Source organism: Pseudomonadales bacterium (assembly GCA_041395665.1).
GTDB lineage: Bacteria > Pseudomonadota > Gammaproteobacteria > Pseudomonadales > UBA7239 > UBA7239.
The window spans coordinates 66,444-89,067 of the sequence record JAWLAB010000001.1; the positions used below are offsets into that span (position 1 = coordinate 66,444).

At 49.0% G+C, this 22,624-nt stretch carries 18 protein-coding genes; 10 read left to right on the plus strand and 8 right to left on the minus strand.

Translation table 11 applies throughout. From position 1 onward, the window contains the following. Positions 1–6: 6 nt before the first annotated feature. On the plus strand, positions 7–438 hold the full coding sequence (locus R3E63_00440) for a DNA polymerase III subunit chi (protein MEZ5538441.1): 432 nt from the start codon (positions 7–9) through the stop codon (positions 436–438). Continuing rightward, positions 435–860 (plus strand): hypothetical protein, encoded by a 426-nt coding sequence (locus R3E63_00445; protein MEZ5538442.1) that lies wholly within the window; start codon positions 435–437, stop codon positions 858–860. The genes R3E63_00440 and R3E63_00445 overlap by 4 nt, the downstream gene beginning before the upstream one ends. Here R3E63_00445 and R3E63_00450 read toward each other — a convergent pair. Beyond that, the gene (locus R3E63_00450) at positions 857–1,792 is read right to left on the minus strand and encodes a GDSL-type esterase/lipase family protein (GenBank protein ID MEZ5538443.1); all 936 of its coding nucleotides are present in this window, start codon (positions 1,790–1,792) and stop codon (positions 857–859) included. The two genes, R3E63_00445 and R3E63_00450, sit on opposite strands and share 4 nt — an antisense overlap. Positions 1,793–1,938: 146 nt before the next feature. Between R3E63_00450 and R3E63_00455 the strand changes: the two genes are divergently transcribed. The 3 genes from R3E63_00455 (at position 1,939) to R3E63_00465 (ending at position 5,970) form a co-directional block, all read left to right on the plus strand. After that, complete coding sequence (locus tag R3E63_00455) at positions 1,939–3,471, plus strand: wax ester/triacylglycerol synthase family O-acyltransferase (GenBank protein ID MEZ5538444.1); 1,533 nt, start codon at positions 1,939–1,941, stop codon at positions 3,469–3,471. A 158-nt stretch (positions 3,472–3,629) separates the two neighbouring features. Next, the gene (locus R3E63_00460) at positions 3,630–4,826 is read left to right on the plus strand and encodes an acyl-CoA dehydrogenase family protein (GenBank protein MEZ5538445.1); all 1,197 of its coding nucleotides are present in this window, start codon (positions 3,630–3,632) and stop codon (positions 4,824–4,826) included. 19 nt (positions 4,827–4,845) lie between these two features. Continuing rightward, entirely contained in the window at positions 4,846–5,970 is a 1,125-nt protein-coding gene (locus tag R3E63_00465; protein MEZ5538446.1) for an acyl-CoA dehydrogenase, read from the plus strand. 61 nt (positions 5,971–6,031) lie between these two features. Here the strand turns inward: R3E63_00465 and hisC are convergent, their stop codons facing one another. From hisC to R3E63_00490, 5 genes are read right to left on the minus strand one after another with little or no spacing between them, the layout of a single operon-like run. Further along, positions 6,032–7,090 (minus strand): histidinol-phosphate transaminase, encoded by a 1,059-nt coding sequence (gene hisC / locus R3E63_00470; GenBank protein ID MEZ5538447.1) that lies wholly within the window; start codon positions 7,088–7,090, stop codon positions 6,032–6,034. Between the two features lie 11 nt (positions 7,091–7,101). Then, a complete protein-coding gene (gene hisD / locus R3E63_00475; GenBank protein ID MEZ5538448.1) occupies positions 7,102–8,355 on the minus strand; it encodes a histidinol dehydrogenase in 1,254 nt (417 codons plus the stop codon). A 41-nt stretch (positions 8,356–8,396) separates the two neighbouring features. After that, entirely contained in the window at positions 8,397–9,056 is a 660-nt protein-coding gene (gene hisG / locus R3E63_00480; GenBank protein MEZ5538449.1) for an ATP phosphoribosyltransferase, read from the minus strand. 3 nt (positions 9,057–9,059) lie between these two features. Further along, on the minus strand, positions 9,060–10,322 hold the full coding sequence (gene murA, locus R3E63_00485) for a UDP-N-acetylglucosamine 1-carboxyvinyltransferase (protein MEZ5538450.1): 1,263 nt from the start codon (positions 10,320–10,322) through the stop codon (positions 9,060–9,062). Between the two features lie 43 nt (positions 10,323–10,365). Next, entirely contained in the window at positions 10,366–10,611 is a 246-nt protein-coding gene (locus tag R3E63_00490) for a BolA family protein (protein ID MEZ5538451.1), read from the minus strand. A gap of 93 nt (positions 10,612–10,704) precedes the next feature. On the opposite strand from R3E63_00490, the gene R3E63_00495 reads away from it, so the two are divergent. From R3E63_00495 to lptB, 5 genes are read left to right on the plus strand one after another with little or no spacing between them, the layout of a single operon-like run. After that, positions 10,705–11,691: a KpsF/GutQ family sugar-phosphate isomerase gene (locus R3E63_00495; GenBank protein ID MEZ5538452.1), complete on the plus strand. Its 987-nt coding sequence runs from the start codon at positions 10,705–10,707 to the stop codon at positions 11,689–11,691. Positions 11,692–11,705: 14 nt separating this feature from the next. Next, complete coding sequence (locus R3E63_00500) at positions 11,706–12,233, plus strand: HAD-IIIA family hydrolase (GenBank protein ID MEZ5538453.1); 528 nt, start codon at positions 11,706–11,708, stop codon at positions 12,231–12,233. Between the two features lie 4 nt (positions 12,234–12,237). Next, on the plus strand, positions 12,238–12,861 hold the full coding sequence (gene lptC, locus R3E63_00505) for an LPS export ABC transporter periplasmic protein LptC (protein ID MEZ5538454.1): 624 nt from the start codon (positions 12,238–12,240) through the stop codon (positions 12,859–12,861). Then, the gene (gene lptA / locus R3E63_00510) at positions 12,845–13,378 is read left to right on the plus strand and encodes a lipopolysaccharide transport periplasmic protein LptA (GenBank protein MEZ5538455.1); all 534 of its coding nucleotides are present in this window, start codon (positions 12,845–12,847) and stop codon (positions 13,376–13,378) included. Before lptC ends, lptA begins: the two co-directional genes overlap by 17 nt. 7 nt (positions 13,379–13,385) lie before the next feature. Further along, positions 13,386–14,120, plus strand: coding sequence for an LPS export ABC transporter ATP-binding protein (lptB, locus tag R3E63_00515; GenBank protein ID MEZ5538456.1), 735 nt, complete (start codon positions 13,386–13,388; stop codon positions 14,118–14,120). A 104-nt stretch (positions 14,121–14,224) separates the two neighbouring features. Here the strand turns inward: lptB and rpoC are convergent, their stop codons facing one another. Continuing rightward, positions 14,225–18,445, minus strand: coding sequence for a DNA-directed RNA polymerase subunit beta' (rpoC, locus tag R3E63_00520; GenBank protein ID MEZ5538457.1), 4,221 nt, complete (start codon positions 18,443–18,445; stop codon positions 14,225–14,227). Between the two features lie 17 nt (positions 18,446–18,462). Beyond that, positions 18,463–22,539: a DNA-directed RNA polymerase subunit beta gene (gene rpoB, locus R3E63_00525; GenBank protein ID MEZ5538458.1), complete on the minus strand. Its 4,077-nt coding sequence runs from the start codon at positions 22,537–22,539 to the stop codon at positions 18,463–18,465. Positions 22,540–22,624: the final 85 nt, after the last annotated feature.

Sequence of the window (22,624 nt, forward strand, 5' to 3'; positions counted from 1 at the left end):
GCAACCATGACGCGCGTAGATTTTTATTTACTGGCAGGGAATGACGAAACCGCGCGTCAGCTTTTTACTTGCCGTTTAGCAGAAAAAGCGCGGCAACTGAACAATCGTTTACTGATACAGACAAATGACAGTGAAGCAGGGCGTTCAATGGATGCAGCTCTTTGGAATTTTAAAATAGACAGTTTTTTACCGCATGCCACATCACCTGCCAGCCAACAAATACCCATTCATATTGGCTGGAGTGATAACAATACGCCACATCACGATTTACTCATCAATCTCAGTGACAACATCCCTAAGTTTTTTAGCCAGTTTTCTCGTGTTGCCGAAATTGTCAGTCAGGATGAACAACAACTTGCTATCAGCCGACAGCGCTATCGCTTCTATCAAGAGCGCGGCTATGAAATTAAAATTAATGACATGAAGAAAAGCACATGAATGCTGACAACCCACCATTAGCCCAAGAACGCGATTCAGGGGAGAAGAAACGCGAAGATCTTTTAAGTGAGTTAGAGTCGATACGCCATCTATTGAGTGATAATGCACCAACTGACACATCAGTTGAGCCAAAATCAAACGGTACGCCTGCTCGTATTCCCGTGCTAATACCTGACGATAGCATTCCCACATTGGGCCGCGAGCATCGTCATCGTGAAACACACGCCACCCAAGCAAGAAAAATTCCTGCGCGCATATCAAACGAAAGCTTGCCTTCCTCTGTTTTACTATCGTCTAAACGCAGCCGAGAAAATTTAGTTGACGATGTCGTACGCAGCGCAATGCCACGCCTTGAAGCCATCCTACGCGAGCTAGTACAAGAAGCGCTACTGCAAGAAAAACTGCGCGGCGGCAAACGCTAGCGATTGATGCGCAATTGCTCTGCTACTGTTTTTGCCACTAACGCATTGCCTTTCGCTGTCGCGTGACCATCATGAAACAGCAAATCACCGCACGAAACCGCTCCATCGGGGCAACGCGCGATAAACAGCGGCGTAATATCGATTAAAGAAATATTTTTTTGCTGCGCCACTGTTTTTATCCATTTATTGGCACCAGGGTAAAAGCCCCAATTCGATGGATAGGTCATAAAATAAACCTGTGCGTGATATTGCCTCGTGATAGCGATCATCGCCTGCAGATTATTTGGCAAAGCCTGCCTATTTTGCGCTGGCTCTCCTGCCAATGAACCTAGGTAAAACTCATCGCCATCTTTTATTTTTACTAGATGTGTTTCTCGTTTACTTAAATCCAATTTCGAGATATCGCGGGGCGAACCAAAAACCATATCTTGCTGTCTAATTTTACTGCGCGATGCGATGGCATACAGTCGATACACGCGGCTGTGTGTTTTTGTCCAACTTTCTATTTTTTGTTGCCAATTAGCAGGGTGCAGTGTTTCTAATGGCGTCCAAAAATCATTAAATCCCACCATGATGATCACTGCATCGGGCGATAATTTATCGAGCAACGTGGGCAAATTATCCAGCACACGAAATGAATTGGTAGCGGGATAGCCAAGATTCAACACTTCAATCGGCGATGATGTGTGCTCGTTATTCCATAACTGCTGTAATTGCGCAGGCCACGACTCTTCTTCCTTCAAATACAAACCGTAAGTATTGGAATCTCCCAGCGCCAGTACGCGCGTATTGCCGGTTAACCATTGCGCAGGCACCAAACGCGATTGCCCATGCACCACCAGCGCGCCCAGTTGCAGCAACAACTCACACGCCAAGAGCAGCACCACCAAACAGACGGGGATATACAACAAACATCGCCATCGACAACGCACACCATTACTCCTTAAATAACAGGCTCGTACTTATAACAACGCTATATAACAAACACAGAGCGTCGTGCGATGGCCGCCCCTAGCCAATCTACGACATTTATCTGATAATTAACGGTTCTAAATCACGGACAGACACAGGCACAACCATGAAGCAGTTAAGCGTACTCGATTCCGCCTTTATCAACCTCGAACATCCCAGCACACCGCAGCACATTGGCGGCCTCGGCATCTACGACCAATCCACCGCACCTGGTGGCACTGTGCGCTTTAAAGAAGTGATTGCCAGTTTCGAACGCAAGCTAAAAAAATTACCGCTATTCCGCACACGCATGGTACAGGTCCCCGGCGGCTACGACCGCCCATATTGGATCAAAGACGACAACTTCGACATGGAGTTTCATCTGCGCCACATCGCACTGCCCAAACCCGGCGACTGGCGCCAGTTGTGCATTCAGATTGCTCGCTTGCACGCGCGCCCTATCGATATGTCGCGCCCGCTGTGGGAGGCCTACATCATCGAGGGTTTGGACAACATCCCCCATCTGCCCAAAGATTGTTTTGCGGTTTACACCAAGATGCACCACTCCTTGGTGGATGGTGCGGGCGGATCTTCATTCATGGCAGCACTGCATGATTTAGAGCCATCCCCTTCTGGCGTTGAGGAAGAAGATGCACCCAATTATTTGGCAGAGATTCCTCCTAGTGCTTTTAACATGCTGACACGCGGCACTTTCAACACCGTGCGCAACAGTGTTGATCTGATGAAAGGCCTGTACAAAACCAGCTTTGCTATCGGCAAAAACATCGTGGATGTCCGCCGAGGCGAAGTGCCGATGCCAGAAATTCGCGCACCCAAAACGCGCTTCAATAATCCTGTCGGCCCTTACCGCGTCTTTGAAGCTGCACTCTTTGATTTAGAAGATATCAAAGCCATCAAAAATGCGACGGGCGTGAAAGTGAACGATGTTGCGCTTGCCGTCGTCGCAGGCGGTATTCGTCATTACTTGCAACACCACAACGAACTGCCGCAAGAGCCACTGTGTATCACCATGCCGGTGGATATGCGCAGTCGCCGTGGTGATAACGACGACCACAATCAAATTGGCTCCATCTTTTCCAATATCCACACCGATATTGAAGACCCGGTCGAGCGTTTGCACGCCATCCACAAGAGTACCTGTGAAGCCAAAGAGTTTGGCGAACAGACGCCATTGGTCGATGCGCTCAAATTAGCCGGTGTGTTTTCACCGCGCTTGACCAAAAGTTTGGTACACCTCTACATCGACAATAAATTGACCGGCAATTTGCCGATCAATTTCTGCTCTGTTGTTTCCAATGTGCCAGGGCCTCCATTTCCGCTGTACAGCTGTGGCGCCAAGCTAGTGCAATACCACGGAGTAGGCTTGTTGACGCCAGGCGTTGGACTATTTCATCTAGTAATGAGCTACTGCGGCACCGTGACGGTGAGTATTCTCGCTGATCGCGAAATTTTGCCAGACCCCAGTTTTTACCGTGAATGCTTGGAGAAATCATTGGCTGAACTCAAAGCCTCTGCTTTGAAAAAAGGCAAATTGATCAAGCATAAAACCAAAGCAGAAGTGGCTGCGGCGCGCAAAAAAAATGATGCAGCTTCCGCAGCAACGCAGCCCATCAGCGACGAGCACGCTGCATCCACTTAAGTCACGATTGAATACACGCTAAGTAATTACCACTTCGCAGAAGCGACCATGCATCGTTAAAATGCTGGTCGTTTTTTGTAGGTGTGTTTTTCTAAGATTTTGGGACATAAAGCCACATCTTTTTCTCACTTTCATACATTGTCAGAGGTAGCCTGCTCGTGGATTACAAAGCCTTTCGTCAGGAAATCAGGACATGGCTGGATGCCAACTGCCCCGCATCCTTGCGCACGCCTGCTAAACAAGAAGAGCAAGTGTGGGGAGCTCGTAATATTCACTTCCCTACCCCCGATGCCAAACTCTGGTTTGATCGCTGTGTAGAAAAAGGCTATTGCGTACCCGATTGGCCAACCGAATACGGCGGTGCAGGTTTTGACGCCGAGCAGACGCGTATTTTCAAATCGGAAATGCGCAAATTGGGCTGTCGCGCTCCGCAAGTGAATTTAGGTATTTGGATGGCAGGTCCTGCCATTCTTGAATTCGGTACCGAAGAACAAAAGCGCGAGCACTTACCCAAAATTGCTCGCGGCGAAATTCGTTGGTGCCAAGGTTACTCCGAGCCAGGTGCAGGCTCTGATTTGGCAGGTTTACAAACGCGCGCAGTTGAAGATGGCGATGATTTCATCATCAACGGCTCCAAAATTTGGACTTCTTATGCCGATGAAGCAGATTGGATCTACTGCTTGGTGCGCACCAATCCCGACGCACCAAAACGCGATGGCATCACTTTCCTATTGTTTGATATGGCCTCTGCTGGCGTGGAAGCTAAGCCAATTGAATTGATTACGGGTGATCGCCATTTCTGCCAAACCTTCTTCGATAATGTGCGCGTACCAAAGAAAAATGCACTTGGCGAAATCAACAAAGGCTGGACTGTTGCTAAACGCGTGCTCGAATTTGAACGCAATATGATGTCCGATCTCGGCGGCGAAACTGGCACCGGTATCGAACCGCGCGAAGCTGCGCTGGAATATTTAGAAAAAACCGTAGATGGAAAAATTGCTGATGCCGTTTTACGCGATGCCATTGCACGGCACGAAGTACAAAAACGTGCTTTCGATGTAACGCAACAACGCATGATTGACGAGTTCACACTCGGCGCAGGCAACATGAACACCGCTCTGATTTTTAAATACTGCGGTACCGAAGAAGAAAAACGCAAATTTGAATTGCTTCTGAAAATCATGGGCGAGCAAGGCCTTGGCTGGCGCGACGCCACTCACTTCAGCGAAAAAGAACTCAATACCACGCTGGAATGGATGGGTGCAAAAACCCACACCATCGCTGGCGGCACAACAGAGATTCAGCTCAACATTATTGCCAAACGCGCGCTGAACTTACCCGGTGTTTTGAGCTGAGATCAGGAGACTATTATTCATGGCATTTGCATTTAACGAAGAACAACGCGCATTGCGCGACAGCGTGCGCAGCTTTGCTAACGATCAATCGCCCATCGCTTCATTCCGCGCACTACGCGAACAAAAAGATGGCGTAGGTTTTGACAACACCGTTTGGCAATCCATGATTGAACTGGGCTTGTCTGGCGCACTTTTCCCAGAAGCTTACGGCGGTTTTGAATTTGGCTGTACTGGTTTAGCCGGTTGCATGGAAGAACTGGGGCGCACACTGGTCGCTTCACCTTTACTAGCTTCCATCCTGTCTGGCGCAACCATTCTGCATGCCGGCAGTGAAGAACAAAAACAAACACTGTTGCCTCAACTTATCAGCGGTGAGAAATTCATTGCACTCGCTTGCGATGAAGGGCATCACCACAACCCTACTCATGTGAATACCACAGCAACGCGTGAAGGCAATACTTTTATTCTCAACGGCAACAAGACACGCATCATCAGCGGCATCGCGGCCAATTTGTTTGTTGTCTCTGCTCACGTCAGCAACTCACAAAACATCAGTTTGTTTTTGGTGGATGTTGCAGCGACAGGCTTACGCCGCGAAGCGGTCACGCTGGTCGATTCGCAACGCTACGCAAAGCTAGCGCTCGACAATGTCTGCATTCCAGAATCGCACCTATTGGGTGAAATCGATAAAGGCCTGCCGGCATTGGAACGCGCACTCGACTATGGACGCATCTGTCTCACTGCTGAAATGTTTGGCGGCATGCAAGAAATTTTTGAGCGCACCGTGCAATACCTGAAAGAACGCAAACAGTTTGGTGTGCTAATCGGCACTTTCCAAGCGCTGCAACATCGCGCTGCGCATATGTATACTGAAATCGAAATGTGTAAATCCATTTTGATGTTGGCGTTAGACGCTTTAGAAAAAAATGCAGATAACGCCGCACAACTCGTCAGCGCGGCCAAAGCAAAAACCAGCGACACCTACGAGCTGATCAGCAACGAAGCCACACAAATGCACGGCGGCATTGGCGTGACGGATGAATTGGATGTCGGCCTGTTCCTGAAACGCGCTCGTGTTTCAGCAGAATTACTGGGTAGTGCGCGCTTTCATTACGACCGCTATGCCACGCTGGAAGGTTTTTGATTCGTTTGTTCTTCACTCCTCATGGCGCAACTCTTACGACTGCGTCATGAGGAAAACCTTATCAGCCAAGAATTTTTTCCAAGTTGTCCAACAACACTCGATTCTGCTCTTCCGTCCCCACAGTAATACGCAAGTAATCGCCGGTGCGCTCACCTTTGAAATGACGCACCAATACTGCTTTCTCACGCAATGTTTGCGCTAATTTTTCACCACTCCATTGCAGGTGGCGCGCGAAAATAAAATTAGCAGCTGAAGGCAGCACCTCAAAACCCAAAGCAGTCAATTCTGCTGTGACAAAATCACGACTTTCAATAACTTGTTGTGTGGTTTTTTCAAAATAGTCGCGATCCTCAAAAGCCGCTGCTGCACCAACAATGGCAGCGCGCCCCAAGGGGTAAGAATTAAAACTGTTTTTGATGCGCTCTAAACCAGCAATTAAATCGGCATGACCGACCGCCAAACCTACGCGCAAACCAGCCAGTGAGCGCGACTTCGATAGCGTTTGCGTCACTAACAACTGAGGATATTTTTTGGTCAGCGAGATCGCACTTTCGCCACCAAAATCAATATACGCCTCATCAACCACCACCACAGAATCGGTGTTGCGCTGCAGCAGCGATTCAATTTTTTCCAATGACAACAACACACCTGTCGGCGCATTGGGATTAGGGAAAATAATGCCGCCGTTGGGCTGCACATAATTCTCTACATCAATGGCAAACTCAGCCGTCAAAGGAATCTGACGATAGGCAATGTTATACAGTCCGCAATACACGGGATAAAAACTGTAGGTGATATCTGGAAATAAAATCGGCACATCGTGCTGTAACAAACCGTGAAAAATATGCGCCAGCACTTCATCAGAGCCGTTGCCGACAAACACATTCTCGACACCAACATCGTAGTAATTGGCAATAGCTTGCTTTAATACCGTGGAATCGGGATCGGGATACAAACGCAAATCGTCACTGATCGCCTGCTGCATCGCCGCCAGTGCTTTTGGCGAAGGACCATAAGGATTTTCGTTGGTATTTAACTTCACCAAATTGGCAATTTTAGGTTGCTCTCCTGGCACATAAGGCACCAATTCGTGAACCAGACGACTCCAATAACGGCTCATCGCAACCTCATTTATTTCAAGCGATATTCAGCGGACTGCGCGTGCGCAGTTAATCCTTCACCGCGCGCCAACACAGAAGCGACACGACCTAAAGTGTTTGCGCCTTGCGCAGAGACATTGATCATCGAGGTGCGTTTTTGAAAATCATACACACCCAGCGGCGATGAAAAGCGCGCTGTACCGGAAGTTGGCAGCACATGGTTAGGGCCTGCGCAGTAATCGCCCAGAGCTTCTGGCGTATGGCGACCTAAAAATATCGCACCCGCGTGGCGAATTTCTTCTGCCAATTTTTCCGGCTCAGCGACAGACAGTTCCAAATGTTCAGGTGCAATAAAATTACACAGTTCTGCAGCTTCATCTAAATCGTTCACTTGAATAAAGACACTGCGTTTTTCCATCGCCGCGCGCACGATGTCTTTGCGCTCCAGTGTTGATAGCAAGCGTTCACAACTAGCTTGCACCGCATCCAGAAAATTCTTGTCTGGTGAAATCAGAATCGCTTGCGCGTCTTCATCGTGTTCAGCTTGCGAAAATAAATCCATCGCAATCCAATCCGGATTGGTTTCACCATCACAAACCACAAGAATTTCTGAGGGGCCGGCAATCATGTCGATGCCAACTTTGCCAAACACTTCGCGCTTCGCTGTCGCAACATAAATGTTGCCAGGGCCAACAATTTTATCCACTCGCGGCACGGTTTCTGTGCCGTAAGCTAAAGCCGCAACCGCTTGTGCACCACCAATCGTAAACACTTTGTCCACGCCGGCAATTGCCGCCGCCGCGAGCACCATGTCATTCAATTCGCCGCGCGGCGCAGGCACCACCATCACCACTTCCGCAACGCCAGCCACTTTTGCCGGAATCGCATTCATTAACACGGATGATGGATAAGAAGCCTTGCCGCCCGGCACATACAAACCTACGCGATCCAGCGGCGTAACGCGCTGGCCCAACACCGTGCCATCCGCTTCGGTGTAGCTCCACGATTCCACCAACTGGCGTTGATGGAAATCACGAATGCGTTGCGCCGCAATTTCTAAAGCAGCGCGTTTTTCCGTATCAATATTTTTCAGCGCCTGCTGCAAGCGCTCTGCACTGACGCTCAGTTCTTGTATTGACTGCACATCGCGTGCGTCAAACTGATTGGTGTACTGCAACAGTGCAGCATCTCGATCGCGCACAACTGTGGCAATAATTTCCAACACGACCTGACGCACATTTTTATCCAGCTCTAATTCTTGACCGGATAACGCTTGCCAAAACAATTCAAAGTCAGTGAGACCTGCGTAGCTTTTCCTTTGGATATTCACGCTGCACCTTTCGCAGCAACCACATTCGCCGCAACAACAGCCGCCAAGGCATCCACCAAGGGTTGAATTTGCGTGTGCTGCGTTTTCATTGTCGCTTTATTGACGATCAAGCGCGAAGTAATGGGCGCAATGACTTCTCTCGCTTCCAAACCGTTCGCGCGCAGCGTATTGCCGGTATCAACAATATCGACAATTTCATCAGCCAAACCCATCAAAGGCGCAAGCTCCATCGCGCCGTACAACTTAATCACATCGACTTGCCTGCCCTGCTCGGCGTAATAGCGCCGCGCAACATTGACAAATTTTGTCGCGACACGAATACGGCCTTCTTTTAGAGCAACGCCTGCCATGCCTGCCGTCATCAAACGACAGCGCGCAATATTCAAATCCAGCGGCTCGTAAAATCCTTCGCCACCATGTTCCAAAATTACATCTTTGCCGGAAACACCCAGATCTGCGATACCAAACTGCACATAAGTAGGCACATCAGAGCCACGCAACACCACCAACTGCACATCGCTGTGCGTGGTATCAAAAATCAATTTGCGCGAGGTTGTTAAATCTTCCAAAGGCTGTATGCCGATTTGCGCAAGCAACGGTAAAGTTTCTTGCAACAAACGACCTTTAGTCAGCGCGATGGTAATTTTTTTCTTCATAACTTAATCCGGCACTCGGCGAATATTGGCGCCGAGCTGCATCATTTTTTCTTCAATACATTCGTAACCGCGATCAATATGATAAATACGGTCAATCACGGTTTGCCCGTCAGCCACTAAACCGGCAATCACCAAACTGGCAGATGCACGCAGATCGGTTGCCATCACCGGCGCGCCTTTTAATCGAGGTACACCCGTCACCACAGCGTGATTGCCATTGATGGCAATTTTTGCACCCATACGATTCATTTCATGCGCTTGAATCAATCGATTTTCAAAAATGGTTTCAGTGATGGTGCCAACACCTTCTGCCACCGCATTCATCGCCGTGATCTGCGCTTGCATATCGGTGGGGAATGCAGGGTACGGCGCTGTGCGCACACTGACTGCTTTCGGGCGCTTACCCTTCATATCTAAAGTGATGTAGTTATCACCCACTTCAATCTCTGCGCCCGCTTCACGCAATTTAGCTAATACTGCTTCCAGCGAATCGGCTTGCGTATTTTTTAATTTTACGCGACCACCTGTTGCCGCCGCCGCCGCCAAATAAGTGCCCGTCTCAATGCGATCTGCCATCACATCGTAAGAACAGCCGTGCAATTTTTCGACACCATTCACGATGATGGTGTCGGTACCGTGACCAGTAATATCTGCACCCATTGCATTCAAGCAATTGGCCAAGTCAACAATCTCCGGCTCCAACGCAGCGTTGTGAATCTCGGTTTGACCTTCCGCCAACACAGCGGCCATCAAAATATTTTCTGTGCCGCCAACCGTAACCGTTTCCAGAAAAATCTTTGTACCTTTTAAACGACCTTCACAAAAAGCGTTGATGTAACCACCTTCCACTTCGATAGTTGCACCTAAGGCTTCCATACCGCGCAAATGCAAATCAACAGGTCGTGAACCAATCGCGCAACCACCAGGGAAAGAAACTTGCGCACGACCAAAGCGACCCAACATCGGCCCCAATACCAAAATCGAAGCACGCATGGTTTTGACCAACTCATACGGTGCGGTAAATGCTTGCACTTGGCTCGCATCCACTTCGACACGCATTTTTTCATCCACCACCACATTCACACCCATACAACCGAGCAGCTCAATCATGGTGGTGATGTCGTGCAGATGCGGCAGATTGCCAAGTACGACTGGCTCCTCACACAGGAGTGTCGCCGCTAAAATGGGAAGCGCCGAGTTTTTTGAGCCAGAAATATAAATCTCGCCAGACAACGGTTTGCCGCCGGTAATAATTAATTTATCCATTAAAAACTGTAACCAAAAAATTAGATTGATAGGGTTTGGAAGATCAACGAGCCTGCCACTCAGCAGGCGTCAGCGTCTGCATCATGACGGCATGGATCGTCCCGTCGGCAATTTTTTCATTCAATGCGGCGTAAACCATTTGCTGTTTTTTAACAGGACGCAGCCCTTCAAATTGCGCGCTAACGACAGTAATCTCGAAATGGCGTCCATCGCCACCGACCAGTACCTGCTCCGCAGATAAGGCATCTTTTAACACTTGTTCTATCCACTGGTCGATCGGGCTATTCATGCAATAAAGCTCTCTTTTCACCATGACTTTTGAGTGCCGGCACTATACCATTTGCGCACGCAACGCGGCACGAAACAGCCTTTCCAACATACGATGAACGCAACGCACAACACACAAGATTTTCTTGCCTCAGGCTTACGCACCGTGCGTGTGGAATGCGCGGCAGTTGATCGTTTGCAAAAAGCCATCAACGCTGATTTTGTGCGCGCTTGTGAGCTGCTACTGAACTGCGCTGGACGCATCATCGTCACTGGCATGGGCAAGTCAGGACATATCGGCCGTAAGGTTGCTGCTACGCTAGCTAGCACAGGCAGCCCTGCTTTTTTTGTACACCCAGGAGAAGCCAGCCACGGCGATATGGGCATGATCACACGCAATGATGTTGTGATTGCTCTTTCCAACTCCGGTTCGACCGCAGAAGTGGTGACTTTGTTGCCGTTGATCAAGCGCATGGAAGTGCCGCTAATCAGCATGACAGGCAATGTGCAATCGACAATGGCGCAAGCCGCAGATGTGCATTTGGATGTCAGTGTGGAATCCGAAGCCTGCCCGCTGGATTTAGCCCCGACTGCCAGCACCACCGTGGCGCTGGTCATGGGCGATGCGCTGGCTATAGCCCTACTAGAAGCGCGCGGCTTTACTGCCGAGGATTTTGCCTTCTCACACCCTGGCGGCGCACTGGGTCGCAAGCTGCTGCTCAAGGTTGAAGACATCATGCACAGCGGTGATCGCATACCGGTTGTGACACCCAATACGCCGCTGATTGATGCCCTGCTCACCATGAATGCTAAAGGCTTGGGCTTGACCACCATCTGCGATGACCAACAGCAACTCTTGGGCGTTTTTACCGACGGTGATTTGCGCCGCACGCTGCAACACAATATGACCGACCTACACAGCACGGCTATCAGCCAAGTGATGACGCGTAATAGCCAAACCGTCGGCAAGCACTTGCTCGCCGCTGAAGCCTTGGCCATCATGGAGCGCAGACACATTACCGCCCTCGTGGTTACCGACACGAGCCAACGCGTGGAAGGCATTGTGCATTTGCACGACATGCTGAAAGCCGGCGTGGCGTAAACGGAATCGATGTAATGGCTACTCCTCAAGAACTAGCGCGCACCATCCGACTGTTGTTGCTCGATGTAGACGGCGTGCTCTCAGACGGCCGTATCACTTACGACAGCGAAGGGCGAGAGCTGAAGAGCTTTCATATCCACGACGGCCTCGGCATCAAACTGTTGCAGCAAGCAGGCATACAGGTAGGCATCATCACAGGGCGCATCAGCCCGATGGTCGAATGCCGTGCGCGCGAATTAGGCATTGAGCTTGTAGTGCAAGGGCGTGAGGACAAAGCCTCTGCCATGCATGAAACCATTAAAACGCTGGGTATCGACTGCACTGCCGTCGCTTATATGGGTGATGACCTGCCTGACCTCGCCGCCATTCGCCAAGCAGGGCTCGGCATCGCGCCGGCCAACGCTGTCAACATCGTGCGGCAACATGCCAATCTTGTAACAACGAATGCGGGTGGTCATGGCGCAGTGCGCGAAGCTGCAGAATTTATCCTGCAGGCACAGGCATTATTAGACGCTGTGTTTACTCGCTACTCCCAAGGCTGACCCTATGCCTCATATCTTGCAAAATCTTCCTTCATTTTTTTCGAGCCGAGTGCGGCAGATAATCGCAACAGCTATTGTGATTCTTTTGGCGCTCATTGGACTCAGCATTACCGATGAAAAAAAAATCTCATCGCCACTCACTACCACCAATACAAACACTAGCTCACAAGCTGATACGGTTATTGAAAATGCGCAGCTGGATGCTTTTGATGAAAATGGAAAAAAAATACGCACGCTACTCGGCAAAAAAATCTCGTCTTTTGATGCCGACAAACGCAGCCTAATTGAATCGCCACATTTATATTTCACGCAACGCGGCAGCGATAAAAAACCACCCACACCATGGGAAGTGACCGCTGATAACGCAACGGTTTATCAAACCAGTAACATTATTGATTTATACGGTAATGCCACCCTATTTAGCGACGCAACGCCCAAAGGCCCCACGCGCATCACCAGCGACTACTTACATATCAATACCGAGGCCAAACTCGCTCACACAGATAAAGCTGTTACCATACAAGTGCGCAATAGCGTCACTCAAGCTGTCGGCATGTGGGCTGATATGGGACGAGATCAACTAAAACTACCTTCACGCGTCAAGGAGATTCATGAAGCCTCTCGCTAAACTTATCGCCGTCGGATTTGCACTCACCGCCAACAGCGTATTTGCGCTGCCAAATGATCGTAGTCAACCGATAGAAATTCAGGCCGACAGTGCCGAGCGTGATGCAAAAACTGGTGTGACTACTTACACCGGCAATGTTGATGTTAAGCAGGGCAGTATTCATATCACAGCAGGCAAAGTTGTGTTGAATAGCGATAACAACAATAAACTGACCAACATCCACGCCACGGGTAGCCCTGCTACTTATCATCAACAACTCACTGGCCCCAAAGATGTTGTTGATGCCCAAGCACTGAATATTTATTTCAATGTCGCCAAAAATCTAATCACCCTACAAGACAATGCCAGCTTGAAACAGGAGAGCGGCAGCATCAAAGGTGATCGCATCGAATACGACACAAAAACTGAACGCGTCAAAGCGCAGGCTTCGAAATCTGGTGGCAATGACAACAGTCGGCGCATTACGGTAATCATCCCGCCATCCACTAGCGAAAAAGCCAATAAATCATCTGAGTAATTGCACCGTGACCACAGCCAGCACGCTTCGCGCCCAACATCTCGGCAAAACCTATAAAAAACGCAATGTTGTTAACGATGTTTCACTGCAGGTTTCTAGCGGTGAAATTGTCGGCTTACTCGGGCCTAACGGCGCCGGTAAAACCACTTGCTTTTACATGATGGTCGGCTTGATTCCTGCGGATAAAGGTGAAATTTTTCTCGACGATGAAAATATTACACATCTGCCCATGCACAGCAGAGCGCAGCGCGGTTTGGGCTATCTACCGCAAGAAGCATCTGTGTTTCGCAAACTGAGCGCGCGCAATAATATTCTCGCCATCCTCGAAACACGCAAAGAACTATCGTCTGCACAGCGCGCGAATATTGCTGACGAGTTGATGCAAGAGCTGCACATTACGCACATTGCAGATTCCTTGGGTATGAGCCTGTCCGGCGGCGAAAGACGCCGTGTTGAAATCGCACGCGCATTAGCCAGCGAACCGCGTTTCATTTTGCTCGACGAGCCATTTGCTGGTGTTGATCCTATTTCCGTGGCTGACATCAAACAAATCGTCCACCACCTGCAATCTAAAAATATTGGCGTATTGATTACCGATCACAATGTTCGCGAGACACTCTCTATTTGTCAGCGCGCCTATATCGTCGGAGAAGGACACATCATTGCCGAAGGCACATCTCATGAAGTGCTCAACAACGCAAAAGTGCGCGATGTTTATTTGGGGCAGGATTTTTCACTTTAAGAATAATATTGATACTGCACTGCCGTAGTTTTTTAATTCACTAATCAATATCAATAAAAAAGCCCGCATCGCTGCGGGCTTTTTTATTGTCTCTTACAAACCAATCAAGTTACGCTTGTTTGTAAGGCTTCTGTCAGTGCTGCTTCAATTTCTTCAACCGACACGCCGGTTTCTTCCTGCAAGCGTTTTCTGCGGCGCTCGCTATGGTAAGCAAGCCCCGTACCTGCAGGGATCAAACGACCAACAACAACGTTCTCTTTGAGGCCGCGCAGCGGATCGTACTTACCAGTAACCGCCGCCTCAGTTAACACACGCGTCGTCTCTTGGAACGAAGCCGCGGAAACGAACGAGTCAGTCGCCAACGATGCTTTGGTAATACCCAACAATACACGCTCGTATTGTGCTGAGATTTTACCGGCAGCATCCAACTGCTCGTTGATTTCTTGAATGTGACTGAACTCTGCCTGCTCGCCTTTCACATAAGAGGAGTCACCCATTTCTTGGATTTCTACTTTGCGCAACATTTGACGAACAATAACTTCGATGTGCTTATCGTTAATTTTTACACCTTGTAGGCGATAAACTTCTTGCACCTCGTTCACGACATAACGCGCCAAATCTTCAATACCCTTCAAGCGAAGAATATCGTGCGGGTTTGGTGGGCCTTCAGCAACAACTTCGCCACGCTCTACGCTTTCACCTTCGAATACAGACAACTGGCGCTGCTTAGGAATTAACAATTCCCAACTGCTGCTGCCATCTGATAAAGGTTTGCCGTCAGTAGGCGTAATCACCAAACGACGCTTACCCTTGGTTTCTTTGCCAAAGCTGACGATACCCGATACTTCAGCCAAAATCGCTGGTTCTTTCGGTTTACGCGCTTCAAACAAGTCAGCAACGCGTGGCAAACCACCTGTGATATCGCGTGTTTTCAAACCTTCTTGTGGAATACGCGCAACGATTTCACCCACGCCCGCCATACCACCGTCTGTCAGTACGACAATTGCGTTGGAAGGCAACATGTAGTGCGCCGGCATTGTAGAGTTCGGCAGGCACACTTCCTTGCCTTTTGCGTCTAACAGCGTGACAGCCGGTTTTAAATCTTTACCTGCCGCAGGGCGCTCATTCGGGTCAATAACCTGAATGTTAGACAAACCGGTCAATTCATCGGTCTGACGACGGATGCTGAGGTTATCTTCCATATCCGAGAAGCGCACTTTACCCGCCACTTCAGAAATGATGGGGTGTGTATGCGGCTCCCACTTCGCGACGATAGCTCCCGCTTCAACCGTGGCACCCTCTTTTACAGAAATCACGGCGCCGTAAGGTAATTTATAACGCTCACGCTCACGACCGTTTTCATCAGCAATCGCCAACTGACCAGAACGCGATACTGCAACCAACTCACCGGTCGCGCGCTCTACCGTTTTGATATTGAGCAGGCGAACAACACCGCCTTTTTTCACTTGTACACTGTCAGCCGCAGAAGCACGCGATGCCGCACCACCGATGTGGAAGGTACGCATCGTCAACTGCGTACCAGGCTCACCGATAGACTGCGCCGCCATAACACCAGCCGCTTCACCCACATTCACCAAGTGACCGCGCGCAAGATCGCGACCGTAGCAAGTGGAGCAAATGCCGAAACGCGTTTTACAAGTAATTGGCGAGCGCACTAACACTTCGTCAATACCCATGCGCTCAATTTCGATCACCAATTTTTCATCGATCATCGTACCGGCAGCAATGGCGGTTTCTTTTTTGCCCGGCACTAATACATCAACGGCAACAACGCGACCCAAAATACGATCGCCCAACGATTCGATAATATCACCACCCTCGATAACAGGCGTCATGGTCAAACCTTCGTCGGTGCCACAATCAACTTCTGTTACCACCAAGTCTTGTGCCACATCGACCAAACGGCGCGTCAAGTAACCAGAGTTTGCCGTTTTCAACGCCGTATCCGCCAAACCTTTGCGCGCACCGTGCGTAGAAATAAAGTACTGCAATACATTCAAACCTTCGCGGAAGTTTGCCGTGATAGGTGTCTCAATGATCGAGCCATCAGGACGCGCCATCAAACCACGCATACCAGCCAACTGACGAATCTGTGCCGCAGAACCCCGCGCACCAGAATCCGCCATGATGTAAACAGAATTGAACGAATCCTGTTGCACCTGTTCGCCTTTGCTGGTGGTCGCCGCTTCTTTCGATAAGTTTTCCATCATGCATTTGGCAACTTGATCATTGGCGCGCGACCAAATATCAATCACCTTGTTGTACTTCTCGCCGTGCGTTACCAAACCCGAAGCAAACTGCTGTTCGATTTCAGTCACTTCCGCATCCGCTTTTTCAATGATGGCCGCTTTTTCTTTTGGAATAGCAAAATCATTAACGCCAATCGATGCACCCGACTTCGTTGAGAAGTCATAACCGGTGTACATCAATTTATCAGCAAAAATAACCGTCGCTTTCAAACCTACATTGCGATAGCACTGGTTAATGACACGCGAAATAGCTTTTTTCACCATTGGGCGATTGATCAAATCGAAAGACAAGCCTTCCGGTACGATATCCCACAACAATGCGCGACCCGCAGTCGTGTCATACAACTTAGTGCTTTCTGTGCGCGCACCAGTGTCTTCATCAAACAACACTTCGTGAATGCGCACTTTAATTTTGGCCTGCAAATCTAATTGCTTGCCGTAGTAAGCGCGACTCACTTCTTTGATATCCGCAAACGCACGACCTTCGCCTTTGGCATTGATGCGCTCACGCGTCATCCAATACAAACCCAAGACCACATCTTGCGAAGGCACGATGATCGGCTCACCGTTTGCAGGCGACAAAATATTATTGGTGGACATCATCAACGCACGCGCTTCTAACTGTGCTTCCAAAGTCAACGGCACATGCACCGCCATTTGGTCACCGTCGAAGTCAGCGTTGAATGCTGAACACACTAATGGATGCAATTGAATCGCTTTACCTTCAATCAACACAGGCTCAAACGCTTGGATACCCAAACGGTGCAAGGTTGGTGCACGATTCAACAACACGGGGTGTTCACGAATCACTTCAGCGAGAATATCCCACACTTCTGCAGTTTCGCGCTCGACCATTTTTTTCGCTGCTTTGATGGTGGTTGCCAAACCGCGCAACTCCAACTTGCCAAAAATAAATGGCTTGAACAATTCGAGTGCCATTTTTTTCGGCAGACCACACTGGTGCAATTTCAGTGTAGGACCCACAACGATTACTGAACGACCAGAATAATCAACGCGTTTACCGAGCAAGTTTTGACGGAAACGACCTTGCTTGCCTTTGATCATGTCAGCCAAAGATTTCAGTGGGCGTTTGTTGCTGCCGGTAATCGCACGACCGCGACGACCGTTATCCAGCAGCGCATCCACTGATTCTTGCAACATGCGTTTTTCATTACGCACGATGATGTCGGGCGCGTTGAGGTCCAGCAGTCGCTTCAAGCGGTTGTTACGGTTGATAACACGACGATACAAATCGTTGAGATCAGAAGTTGCAAAACGACCACCATCCAACGGCACTAAAGGACGCAAATCAGGTGGCAATACAGGCAGCGCTTCCAGCACCATCCACTCAGGTTTATTTTTAGACGCTTGAAAACCTTCCAACAACTTCAAACGCTTGGACTGTTTCTTCAGCTTGGTTTCTGCTGTCGTTACCTGAATTTCTTCACGCAAACGAATCACTTCACCATCAATGTCGATATCTTGCAGCAATGCTTGGATGGCTTCTGCGCCCATTTTGGCTTCGAAATCATCGCCAAATTCTTCCATGCATTGGTAATACTCTTCATCACCGAGCAACTGACCTTTTTCAAGTGTGGTCATGCCTGGATCGATGACAACAAATGATTCAAAATACAACACGCGCTCGATATCACGCAGCGTCATATCCAACAACATACCGATACGGCTAGGCAGCGATTTCAAAAACCAAATGTGCGCAACGGGTGACGCCAATTCAATATGCCCCATGCGCTCACGACGCACTTTAGCCAATGCCACTTCAACGCCACATTTTTCGCAAATAACACCGCGATGTTTTAAGCGCTTGTATTTACCGCAGAGACACTCGTAATCTTTGATTGGTCCAAAGATTTTTGCGCAAAACAAACCATCTCTTTCTGGCTTGAATGTGCGGTAGTTAATCGTCTCTGGTTTTTTGACTTCACCAAATGACCACGAACGGATCATTTCTGGCGAAGCAAGGCCAATACGAATGCTGTCAAATTCAACAGCGTGCTCTTGCGAGGACTTCAACAAACTCATCAAATCTTTCATGATCTAATCCTCCGCTCTCAGTGGTCTGACTCAAGCTCGATATCAATACCGAGTGAGCGAATTTCTTTCACCAATACATTGAATGATTCCGGCATGCCTGGCTCCATGCGGTAATCGCCATCCACAATGTTTTTATACATTTTGGTACGACCTGCGACATCATCCGATTTAACAGTCAACATTTCTTGCAAGGTGTAAGCGGCACCATAAGCTTCCAGCGCCCACACTTCCATCTCACCAAAACGCTGACCACCGAATTGCGCTTTACCACCCAACGGCTGCTGTGTAACCAGCGAGTAAGAACCGGTAGAACGCGCATGCATTTTGTCATCGACCAAGTGGTTGAGCTTGAGCATGTACATGTAACCCACGGTCACTGGACGCTCAAACGCATCACCGGTACGGCCATCGTACAAAGTCATCTGCCCAGACTCAGGCATATCAGCCAAACTCAATAACGCCTTAATTTCTGATTCATGCGCACCATTGAACACCGGCGTCGCCATCGGCACACCTTCACGCAGATTCCCCGCCAGCGTCAGCACTTCCGCATCGGTCAATGACGAAATACTTTCAGAGCGACCTGCGCCAGACGAATAAATACTGTCGAGGAATTTGCGCACTTCAGCTGTTTTGCGCTGCTCTTTCAACATAGCGTCAATTTTTTCGCCGAGACCTTTTGCCGCCAGACCCAAATGCGTTTCCAAGATTTGGCCGACATTCATCCGCGATGGAACACCCAATGGATTCAATACCACATCCACGGGCTCACCGTTTTGATCGTAAGGCATATCTTCAACCGGCATGATGACCGATACGACACCTTTGTTACCGTGACGACCCGCCATTTTGTCGCCCGGTTGTACACGGCGTTTTACTGCCAAATACACTTTGACAACCTTCAGAACGCCAGGCGCGAGGTTGTCGCCACCTTGGATTTTTTTGCGTTTGTCTTCAAACATTTCTTCGTGCAGTTTTTTGCGCTCTGCAAGACCCTGCTCTGCTTTTTCAATTTGATCATTCAGCGCACTATCATCCATGCGCAGTTTGAACCAATCCGAACGCTCTAAACTCGCTAGCAATTCTTGTGTCAGCACAGTGCCTTTTTTCAGACCCGCACCGCCGCTGACTTTGCCAGACAACAATGCCGCATGCAGACGCTCAAGCACTGCATCTTCCATGATGCGAAATTCTTCGTTGAGGTCTTTGCGATATTGATCCAACTGGCTCTTCTCAATATCCAGTGCACGCTGATCTTTTTTCAGACCATCGCGCGTGAACACTTGCACATCAATAACCGTGCCTTTAGTGCTTGAAGGAACACGCAGAGAAGTGTCTTTTACATCCGACGCTTTTTCACCAAAAATGGCGCGCAGCAATTTTTCTTCTGGCGTTAATTGCGTTTCACCTTTGGGCGTTACTTTGCCAACCAAAATATCACCAGCTTTCACTTCAGCGCCGACATAAACAATACCGGATTCATCCAGCTTGCCCAGCGCACCTTCGCCAACATTCGGAATATCAGCAGTGATTTCTTCTGCACCGAGCTTGGTGTCTCGCGCAATACAAGTCATTTCTTGGATATGGATAGAAGTAAAGCGATCTTCTTTCACCACACGCTCAGACAGCAGAATGGAGTCTTCGAAGTTGTAGCCATTCCACGGCATAAAAGCGATGCGCATATTTTGACCCAGCGCCAAATCACCGAGGTCAACCGATACGCCATCCGCCAACACATCACCAATTGCAATCACATCACCAGGGCGCACAATCGGACGCTGGTTGATGCAAGTGTTTTGGTTAGAACGCGTGTATTTGATGAGGTTGTAAATATCAACGCCCGCATCGCCTTTTGCTACTTCATCTTCATTGACACGCACCACAATGCGGCCCGCATCAATGCTATCAATCACACCGCCGCGACGCGCAATAACACACACGCCAGAATCTGTAGCAACGACACGCTCCATACCGGTTCCAACCAGCGGCTTTTGTGCACGCAGTGTTGGTACCGCTTGGCGCTGCATGTTGGAACCCATCAAGGCACGGTTTGCGTCATCGTGCTCCAAGAATGGGATCAGCGATGCAGCAACGGATACCACCTGACGCGGCGACACATCCATGTACTGCACATCTTGCGGCGGCTTGACGGTAAATTCATTGAGGTGACGCACAGCGACCAAATCCTCAACCAACTTTCCTTTTTCAATTTTTGCAGAAGCCTGCGCGATGACGCACTCTGCTTCGTTGATCGCTGACAGATATTCAATTTCATCTGTCACTTTGCCATCAATCACTTTACGGTAAGGCGTTTCAATAAAACCGTAATCGTTAGTACGCGCATAAGTCGCCAGCGAGTTAATCAAACCAATGTTTGGGCCTTCCGGCGTTTCAATTGGGCATACACGACCGTAATGCGTTGGATGCACATCGCGCACTTCAAAGCCAGCGCGCTCACGCGTCAAACCACCTGGACCCAACGCTGATACACGGCGCTTGTGCGTGATCTCAGACAGTGGGTTGTTTTGATCCATAAACTGCGACAACTGCGAAGAACCAAAAAACTCTTTCACAGCAGCAGCAACTGGTTTGGCATTAATTAAATCTTGCGGCATCAAGCCTTCGCTTTCTGCAACAGACAAACGCTCTTTTACCGCGCGCTCTACACGCACCAAACCGATACGGAATTGGTTTTCTGCCATTTCACCGACAGAACGAACGCGGCGATTTCCTAAGTGATCGATATCATCAACAATGCCTTTACCGTTACGAATATCAATTAAGCAACGCAGCACATCAACGATGTCTTCACGCGATAAAGTACCTTCGCCTTTGATTTCTTCACGACCCAAACGGCGGTTGAACTTCATACGACCGACAGTCGATAACTCATAGCGCTCTTGCGAGAAAAACAAGTTCTGGAAAAGATTCTCCGCTGCGTCTTTGGTCGGCGGCTCACCAGGGCGCATCATGCGGTAAATTTCTACCAAGGCTTCTAGCTGTGTGCGACTCGGATCGACACGCAGTGTTTCAGAAATAAATGCACCACAATCCAAATCATTGGTATAGATGGTTTCAAATTCTGAGATACCGGCATCTTTGATTTTTTTCAAAACATCTGCAGCGATAACGGTGTTGCACTCAAACAACACTTCGCCGGTCTTAGGGTTCACAAGATCTTTTGCCAATGAGTGGCCGTGCAAATAAGTATCAGGCACCTGCAACTTATCAACATTGGCTTTTTCCAATTGCTTGATATGTCTTGCTGTAATACGACGACCTTCTTCAACGATGACATTGCCTTTGTTGTCGACAATATCAAATGCAGCAATATCACCGCGCAAACGGGAAGGCACCAAGTTCAGCTGATAGCCGCCGTCTTCCAGCACATTGAAGTGATCATTCTCAAAAAACATGGCCAGCATTTCTTCTGTGCTGTAACCAATGGCGCGCAGCAGAATTGTCGCAGCCAATTTACGGCGGCGATCGATGCGCACAAACACCAAATCTTTAGGGTCGAATTCAAAATCCAACCAAGAACCGCGATAGGGAATAATTCTTGCGTTGTACAGCAACTTGCCCGAGCTGTGTGTTTTACCCTTGTCGTGATCAAAAAACACACCTGGCGAACGGTGCAACTGAGACACAACAACGCGCTCTGTGCCGTTAACGATAAATGTGCCGTATTCCGTCATGAGTGGAATTTCACCCATGTACACTTCTTGCTCTTTAATATCTTTGATCGCCTTGTTGCTTGATTCGCGATCGTAAATTACCAAACGCACCTTCACGCGCAGTGGTGCTGCATAAGTTACGCCACGCAGTTTGGATTCACTGACATCAAACAGCGGCTTGCCGAGTGTGTAATCAACATACTCCAGCGCAGCCGCACCGTTGTAACTGGTAATAGGGAATACCGAATTGAATGCGGCCTGCAAGCCAACATCCGCACGAGCCTTCACTGCGGCGTGCTCTTGCGTGAAACTCTGGTAAGACTCCAACTGAATCGCCAGCAATGATGGGATATCCATCACCTGTGGCAGCTTGCCGAAATCCTTCCGAATACGCTTCTTCTCTGTGTATGAGTAAGCCATCTGTATTCCCCAATATAATCGTGTGTTTTACTAATCGCGGCCAATCATTTGATCGTCACGATACATTCCTTGCTTAAAACTTCAG

Excerpts from the sequence above, each read along its gene's own strand:
- R3E63_00440 (MEZ5538441.1), top strand. The coding sequence starts at position 7 with ATGACGCGCGTAGATTTTTATTTACTGGCAGGGAATGACGAAACCGCG.
- lptA (MEZ5538455.1), top strand. The coding sequence starts at position 12,845 with ATGAAGCCTCTCGCTAAACTTATCGCCGTCGGATTTGCACTCACCGCC.
- R3E63_00490 (MEZ5538451.1), bottom strand. The coding sequence starts at position 10,611 with ATGAATAGCCCGATCGACCAGTGGATAGAACAAGTGTTAAAAGATGCC.
- rpoC (MEZ5538457.1), bottom strand. The coding sequence starts at position 18,445 with ATGAAAGATTTGATGAGTTTGTTGAAGTCCTCGCAAGAGCACGCTGTT.
- R3E63_00465 (MEZ5538446.1), top strand. The coding sequence starts at position 4,846 with ATGGCATTTGCATTTAACGAAGAACAACGCGCATTGCGCGACAGCGTG.
- R3E63_00455 (MEZ5538444.1), top strand. The coding sequence starts at position 1,939 with ATGAAGCAGTTAAGCGTACTCGATTCCGCCTTTATCAACCTCGAACAT.
- R3E63_00495 (MEZ5538452.1), top strand. The coding sequence starts at position 10,705 with ATGAACGCAACGCACAACACACAAGATTTTCTTGCCTCAGGCTTACGC.
- hisC (MEZ5538447.1), bottom strand. The coding sequence starts at position 7,090 with ATGAGCCGTTATTGGAGTCGTCTGGTTCACGAATTGGTGCCTTATGTG.
- R3E63_00500 (MEZ5538453.1), top strand. The coding sequence starts at position 11,706 with ATGGCTACTCCTCAAGAACTAGCGCGCACCATCCGACTGTTGTTGCTC.
- lptC (MEZ5538454.1), top strand. The coding sequence starts at position 12,238 with ATGCCTCATATCTTGCAAAATCTTCCTTCATTTTTTTCGAGCCGAGTG.
- hisG (MEZ5538449.1), bottom strand. The coding sequence starts at position 9,056 with ATGAAGAAAAAAATTACCATCGCGCTGACTAAAGGTCGTTTGTTGCAA.
- R3E63_00445 (MEZ5538442.1), top strand. The coding sequence starts at position 435 with ATGAATGCTGACAACCCACCATTAGCCCAAGAACGCGATTCAGGGGAG.
- rpoB (MEZ5538458.1), bottom strand. The coding sequence starts at position 22,539 with ATGGCTTACTCATACACAGAGAAGAAGCGTATTCGGAAGGATTTCGGC.
- murA (MEZ5538450.1), bottom strand. The coding sequence starts at position 10,322 with ATGGATAAATTAATTATTACCGGCGGCAAACCGTTGTCTGGCGAGATT.